Below are 5,087 nucleotides of genomic sequence, written 5' to 3' on the forward strand. Positions count from 1 at the left end.
GTTGCGGCGTACCCCCGACGGGCTGGTCGCCGCGGTGGTCCGGCAACACGACTCGGGCGAGGTGCTGATGGTCGCCTGGATGGACGACGAGGCGCTGCACCGCACCCTCACCACCGGTCGCGCCACCTACTGGTCCCGCAGCCGCCGCGAGTACTGGGTCAAGGGCGCCACCTCCGGCCACCACCAGTACGTCCGCTCGGTCGCCATCGACTGCGACGGGGACGCCCTGCTGGTCAGCGTGGACCAGGTCGGCCCGGCCTGCCACACCGGGCACCGTAGCTGCTTCTTCGAGGAGCTGCCGGTGACCGGAACCGATCACGGCGCATCCCGGTGACCGGTCCGGACGGGGACCGGCCCGACCCCGGCCGGCGGCAGTTGGCGTACGCCGTCCTGCTCTGCCTGGCCGGGGCCGGCCTGGCGCTCTTCGCCACCACCCGGACCTGGGTGGTGGAGCTGGTCGACCGGCCGGCGCCGCTGCCGGCGATCCGTCAGGCCCGGACGGGTGCGGCGCTGCTGCCCTGGGTGTCCGCGCTCGCGGTGGTGGGTCTCGCCGGGGCGGGCGCGGTCCTGGCCACCCGGGGGCTGTCCCGCCGGTTGGTCGGGGTGCTGCTGCTGCTCGTCGGGGTGCTGCTGGTGGTCGGCGGTGGCAGCGGGCTGGTCTCCCCGCCGGCCGGCGCGGTCAGTCACCAGTGGCCGGCCTTCTGCCTGCTCGGCGGGGTACTGGTCGCGGTCGGCGGGGTGTGGACCGTGCGGTCGGGCAACCGGTGGCCGGTGATGGGCGCCCGGTACGAGCGCCGGGAGCGGCCGGACGCCCCGGTGGCCGGTACCGGTCGACCGGCCGGCGACCGCCCCGGGACCACGCAGGCGTGGGACGCGCTGGACCGGGGCGAGGACCCGACGGTGGGTTGACCGCTCCGGCAGGTTCAGCCGATCCGGGCGCCGGACGTGGGGCCGACCGGGACCGGGGGTTCCCGGTGCGGTGCCGGGCCGGCCAGCGTGGCCGCCAGTCGGCGCAGCTCGGCCTGCCGCTCGGCCCGGGCCCGGTCGGCGCAGACGGCCTCCCAGGCGTTCCCCCGGGCGGTCCGGCGGGGGCCGTCCCCCGACACGACCCGTTCGACGGTGTGCACCGCGTCGCGGGCCAACGCGACGACGGTCCGGGAGAGGGTGGTCAGACCCGGTTCGCCAGTGTTCATGGTCACCCCACACGATCGTTCCAGCCGGCGGCAGGCACCTCACGAGTCTGCCGCACCTGAGCCTGCCGGTGCGGTGTTTCCGGCCGGTGACCGGCTGGTCAAGCCCTCGGTACGGGCCGGCGGCGAGCGGCCCGCCGGAGGCGGGGTCGGCCCGTCCGTGGCGGGGGGCCGGCCGGCGCTGCGCGGGCGGTGCGCATCCGGCACCGGTGCGATTCCGGCAACCGGCCCCGGGGATGGCATTATGTGGTAACCGTCGATGCCTATGGTGGCAGTCCGTGATACCACGCTCACCGGAAGTCGGCCATTATGCCGCACCCCACCTGGTGAGGCACGCCATACCCCCGGCGCCCGTGGCCAGGTGGCGCCCCCTAGCATCGCCCCATGACACCCGGAGAGGGGAGTCCGTTGGTGACTGCTGAGCATGCGCACGCGGAGGGTGACGAAGCCGGTCCGGCATCGTCCGGAAGCGTGCTCGACGAGATCCTGGCCGGCGTCCGCGAGGACGTGGCGCGTCGGCAGGAGTTGGTACCCCTGGAGCGGATCCGGGAGCTGGCTGCGGCCGCGCCCCCACCGCTCGACGCGTACGCAGCGCTGCGTCGCCCCGGGGTTGCGGTGATCGCCGAGGTCAAGCGCTCCTCGCCGTCCAAGGGCAAGCTGGCGGAGATCGCCGATCCGGCCGACCTGGCCGGCGACTACGCCGCCGGTGGTGCCCGCGCGATCAGCGTGCTCACCGAGGGACGCTGGTTCGGTGGTTCGCTCGACGACCTGGCGGCCGTGCGGGCAGCGGTCAACATCCCGGTGCTGCGCAAGGACTTCGTGGTCTCCAGCTACCAGGTGCACGAGGCCCGGGCGCACGGCGCGGACCTGGTGCTGCTGATCGTCGCCGCGCTGGAGCAGAACGCCCTGGTGGGGCTCCTGGAGCGGATCGAGTCGCTGGGCATGACCGCGCTCGTCGAGGTGCACGACGAGGAGGAGGCGGACCGTGCCCTGGAGGCGGGCGCCCAGGTGATCGGGGTCAACGCCCGTAACCTGCGGACCCTGGAGGTGGACCGTTCGGTCTTCGAGCGGATCGCACCCGGGCTGCCGAGCAGCGTGGTCAAGATCGCCGAGTCCGGGGTCCGGGGTCCGCACGACCTGATCCGGTACGCCTCGGCCGGCGCCGACGCGGTGCTGGTCGGGGAGGGCCTGGTCACCCAGAAGAGCCCCCGCGAGGCGGTGGCCGAGCTGGTCAACGCCGGCAACCACCCGGCCACGCCCCGCCCGGTCCGCTGACCCGCCCGGTCAGCTTCCGCCCGGTCCGCTGACCGGACCGGCCACGCCTCGACCGGTCCGCCGACCCGCCCCGCCCGCCGGTCCACCCGGCGGGCGGGGACCCGGCACCCGCCCGGCGTTGCCCGACCGGGGTGCCGCCGGTGGCGGGCACAGCGGTAGCGTGTGCACCCGTGACCCTCGTCTCGCTCACCCCCCAGGCGGCCCTGCCCAGTCCCAGCACGGCGGTCTGGCAACTCGGCCCGGTGCCGATCCGGGCGTACGCGCTCTGCATCATCGCCGGCATCGTGATCGCCTGTCTGGTCACCGAGTCGCGGCTGCGCCGCCGTGGGGTCGCCCCCGGCGCGGTGCTCGACATCGCCGTCTACGCGGTGCCGGCCGGCATCATCGGGGCGCGGATCTACCACGTCGTCACCTCACCCGAGGCGTACTTCGGTGCCGGCGGCGACCCGGTGCGGGCGTTCTACGTCTGGGAGGGTGGCCTCGGCATCTGGGGTGCGGTCGCCGGTGGGGCGGTCGGCGCCTGGTTCGCCGCCCGCCAACTCGGTATCCCGTTCAGCGTGGTCGCTGACGCACTCGCCCCCGGCCTGCCGCTCGCGCAGGCGGTGGGCCGGCTGGGCAACTGGTTCAACAACGAGCTGTACGGCGGCCGGACCACCCTGCCCTGGGGGCTGGAGGTCCATCAGATGGACCCGGACAACCCCGGTCGGGCGCTCCGGGACGGTGGCGGCGAGCCCATCCTGCTGCCCGGCCTCTACCACCCCACCTTCGCCTACGAGGCGCTGTGGAACGTCGGCGTCGCGCTGCTGGTGTTCGCCGTGGACCGGCGCGCCAAGCTCGGCAAGGGCCGGGCGTTCGCGCTCTACGTGATGGGGTACACCGCCGGGCGGTTCTGGATCGAGCTGATGCGTACCGACGAGGCGAACCGGATCCTCGGGGTACGGCTCAACGTCTGGACCGCCGGTCTGGTCTTCCTCGGCGCGCTGATCTACTTCCTGCGGGTGCGTGGTCCGCGTGACTACCTGGTGCCGATCGGGGCCACCCCGGCGGTGGAGATGCCGGCCGGTGACGTCTCCCAGGTCGACCTCTCCGAGCGGGCCACCGGTCCGGCGTCGGCGGCCCCGGAGGGCTACCGGGTGGTCGACGAGGAGCAGTTCCGGGCGTACCAGGCCACCGGCGTGGTACCCGACGCGGCGCAGGACCCGGCGTCGACCGGCGACGCCGACCGGGCCGTGACGGTGGCGACCGGCGACCGGGCCGAGACCGGACCTGCCGACGCCGATGCGGGCGCGGGCCGGTCCGACACCGAGGTCGACGCCGACGCGGACCCGGAGCGGGCCGACGCGGCCGGGGCGGGTACGCCCCGCGTCACCGATCGAGACAGCTGAGCGGAGGAGCCGCACCGATGCGTACCGCGGTGGTGGTCGGCGCAGGTATCGGTGGCCTGGCGGCGGCCGGGGCGCTGGCCCGGTCGGGCTGGCAGGTGACGGTCCTGGAGAGCGCCGACCGGGTGCCGGTCGAGCGCACCGCCGTGGTGCTCTGGCCCAACGGGGTACGCGCCCTGCGGGCCCTCGGGCTCGGCGCCGGGCTGGACGCCATCGCCACCCCGCTACCCGATGGCGGCATCCGCCGCCCCGACGGGCACTGGCTGGTGCAACCCCGACCGGTCGCCCCGGAACGCGCCCCGGTCGTGGTGCACCGCGAGGATCTGCACGACGCCCTGATCGCCGGGCTCGGTGACCGGGTCGAGCTGCGGACCGGCATCCGGGTACGCACCGTCACCGTCGACCCGGGGGACCGGCCGGCGGTCGGCGACGGCCGGTCGACCTTCCCGGCGGACCTGGTGGTGGCCGCCGACGGTACGGACAGCGTGGTGCGCTCCCGGCTCGCCCCGGAGGCGACCGTGGTCAGTTCCGGCTGTGCCGCCTGGCGGGCGGTGATCCCCTGGTACCGGGTACCCCGGCCGGTGCGGGACACCACGGTCGGCGGGGAGACCCTGGGGGCCGGGTACCGGTTCGTGGCCGCCTCGCTCGGCGAGCGGGGCTCCTCCGGCGGATCGAGCCGGGGCGGCGTCTACTGGGTGGCGACCGCCGCCGGCGCGCCCCGCCCGGAGCCGCCGGAGACCCAGCTCGCCCTGCTGCGCCGGTGGTACGCCGACTGGCCGGCCCCGATCGGGGAACTGCTGGCCGCCACCGAACCGGAGGACCTGGTCCAGCAGGAGGTCCGGGAGCTGCGCCCGTTGCCCCGCGCGTACGGCTTCCCGGTCGGGCCGGGCGGGGTGGTGCTCCTCGGTGACGCGGCCCACGCCATGCCGCCACACCTCGGGCAGGGCGCCTGCCTGGCCTTCGAGGACGCGGCCACGTTGCAGTCCCTCGCCGCCGACGCCGTACCGGGTGAGCCGCTCCGTGCGGCGGTGGAGACGTACAGCCGGCTGCGCCGGCCGCGCGCGGTGACCGTGGTCCGGCAGACCCGCCGGATGTCGGCGGTGCTCCAGACCCGGGGGCGGTTGGCGTTGCGGGCCCGGGACGCCGCGCTCGGCACGATCAGCCCCCGGTTGATGGGCAGCGCCGCCACCACCGCCGCCCAGTGGCGACCCCCCAGCTGACCCGTCGGCCACCGAGACCC

General features: G+C 75.5%; 6 protein-coding genes. 5 read left to right on the forward strand and 1 reads right to left on the reverse strand.

Annotated elements, in window-relative coordinates; genetic code table 11:
- Positions 1-334 (forward strand): phosphoribosyl-AMP cyclohydrolase (gene hisI, locus GSF22_RS30355; protein WP_208817343.1); only part of this gene is annotated, 334 nt, incomplete at its 5' end.
- Positions 331-909: a Trp biosynthesis-associated membrane protein gene (locus GSF22_RS30360; protein ID WP_307804461.1), complete on the forward strand. Its 579-nt coding sequence runs from the start codon at positions 331-333 to the stop codon at positions 907-909. The genes hisI and GSF22_RS30360, both read left to right, overlap by 4 nt.
- A 14-nt stretch (positions 910-923) precedes the next feature.
- Here the strand turns inward: GSF22_RS30360 and GSF22_RS30365 are convergent, their stop codons facing one another.
- Positions 924-1,193, reverse strand: a complete 270-nt coding sequence (locus GSF22_RS30365; protein WP_244454413.1) for a hypothetical protein — start codon at positions 1,191-1,193, stop codon at positions 924-926.
- 468 nt (positions 1,194-1,661) lie between these two features.
- Here GSF22_RS30365 and trpC point away from each other — a divergent pair, with 468 nt between their 5' ends.
- The 3 genes from trpC (at position 1,662) to GSF22_RS30380 (ending at position 5,067) form a co-directional block, all read left to right on the forward strand.
- The gene (gene trpC, locus GSF22_RS30370; protein WP_208817347.1) at positions 1,662-2,465 is read left to right on the forward strand and encodes an indole-3-glycerol phosphate synthase TrpC; all 804 of its coding nucleotides are present in this window, start codon (positions 1,662-1,664) and stop codon (positions 2,463-2,465) included.
- Between the two features lie 170 nt (positions 2,466-2,635).
- On the forward strand, positions 2,636-3,850 hold the full coding sequence (gene lgt / locus GSF22_RS30375) for a prolipoprotein diacylglyceryl transferase (protein ID WP_208817344.1): 1,215 nt from the start codon (positions 2,636-2,638) through the stop codon (positions 3,848-3,850).
- Positions 3,851-3,867: 17 nt separating this feature from the next.
- Positions 3,868-5,067, forward strand: coding sequence for an FAD-dependent oxidoreductase (locus GSF22_RS30380; RefSeq protein ID WP_208817345.1), 1,200 nt, complete (start codon positions 3,868-3,870; stop codon positions 5,065-5,067).
- Positions 5,068-5,087: the final 20 nt, after the last annotated feature.

Origin of the sequence: Micromonospora echinofusca (assembly GCF_017614955.1) — a bacterium.
In the GTDB taxonomy this organism is placed as follows: Bacteria; Actinomycetota; Actinomycetes; order Mycobacteriales; family Micromonosporaceae; genus Micromonospora; species Micromonospora echinofusca_A.

Coding starts and splice junctions, on each gene's coding strand:
- GSF22_RS30365 (WP_244454413.1), bottom strand. CDS start 1,193: ATGAACACTGGCGAACCGGGTCTGACCACCCTCTCCCGGACCGTCGTC.
- GSF22_RS30380 (WP_208817345.1), top strand. CDS start 3,868: ATGCGTACCGCGGTGGTGGTCGGCGCAGGTATCGGTGGCCTGGCGGCG.